At 37.6% G+C, this 1,240-nt stretch carries 1 protein-coding gene; it reads right to left on the reverse strand.

The window, feature by feature from the left end:
- Nucleotides 1-906: outer membrane protein assembly factor BamB family protein (locus CLV98_RS23280; protein WP_158281332.1), on the reverse strand; the 906-nt coding region annotated here is incomplete at its 3' end.
- Nucleotides 907-1,240: the final 334 nt, after the last annotated feature.

Consider the following 1,240-nt stretch of genomic DNA (forward strand, 5'->3'; position numbering starts at 1 on the left):
GTCGTCAAAACTTTGCCGCCATATAAGCTTACCGGTAAAAGGATCGAGGCAGTAAATATCAAATGCTCCTGCATAATACAATTTATTGTTTTCGAACAAAATGGGATTGGACGAACTTTGAGCATATCTATCTAGGCTATCAACCCTCCATAAAAGTTCATTTTTACTTAGGTTCCATGCCACCATATCGGCTCTTCTAGCTTGAGTTTCTATATTCCATTTCCTACTTTGAAAGGCTGCAATAGTATCGGTGTTTTGCGTATAGATTACCGGACATTCTAAATGACTCGTTAAATTATCCTTCATAGGCTCTGTAAACAATAATCTTTCTTTCCCTGTTTCGATATCAATCTCAAATAAATAGCTTTCGTCAGTAATCTTATTACCATCCGACGGGAAATACACCTTATTTCCATATCCACTAATAAAAGGGCCGCCACTACCATGCTCGTTTTCACCAGCGAAGTTGCTGTTTTTCCATAATAATTCACCATTTTCGCTAAAACAAAACAGGTCAGACCAAGCTGTGAATATAAGCTTTCCTTCATAGACAATAAATTTTCTTTTATTACGAAATATTAGGTTCTTAGTATCATTGCTACGGTCTTTATATAGCGTCCATGATTCTTTGATTTCCTTGCCATCAAATTCAAAATAGCCCAACTTGGCGTCGGTATTACTTTCTACATTTCCATGGTCCGATCCAACCCAATAAATATTTTTACCATTAATTGCAAAGAATTGAGCCATTCCATAGATTGAATCAGGGGCAATAATTTTCTGCCATACCACTTTTAATGTGGTGTCGCATAAGGGCTTGGGCCATTCATAGGTCGGATATAACGGCAAGTCAAAATCATTTTTGCAGCTGAAAAGTGCAGCTGCAAAAATGATGATGGTGTTCATTTTTATGGAATGAAACATGGCTAATTGACAACAAGTTTAAAAAAAGGATCATACAGGCCATCAAACAATTCTCTGGATCTATACTTCAGCTCCGGTGAATTCCTTTCCTTGATTTATTACCTGACCTTAGTTAATGGATACAATTCCCAGAAATCTCTATTTTGACTTACTAATCATACCCCGGAAGCTTGAGGCACTGAACAAAAAAATTATCGCAGATATAGAGTAAATTGGTTTCGGGGTTAATCACGAAGCTATACAAACCAAAACTCGCTCTGCTGTCTTTACAATTATTTGGGGCCTTGGCCTTCCATTTGAGCAAACCGGTGCGGCT

Origin of the sequence: Dyadobacter jejuensis, assembly GCF_003149085.1 — a bacterium.
Taxonomy (GTDB): Bacteria; Bacteroidota; Bacteroidia; order Cytophagales; family Spirosomataceae; genus Dyadobacter; species Dyadobacter jejuensis.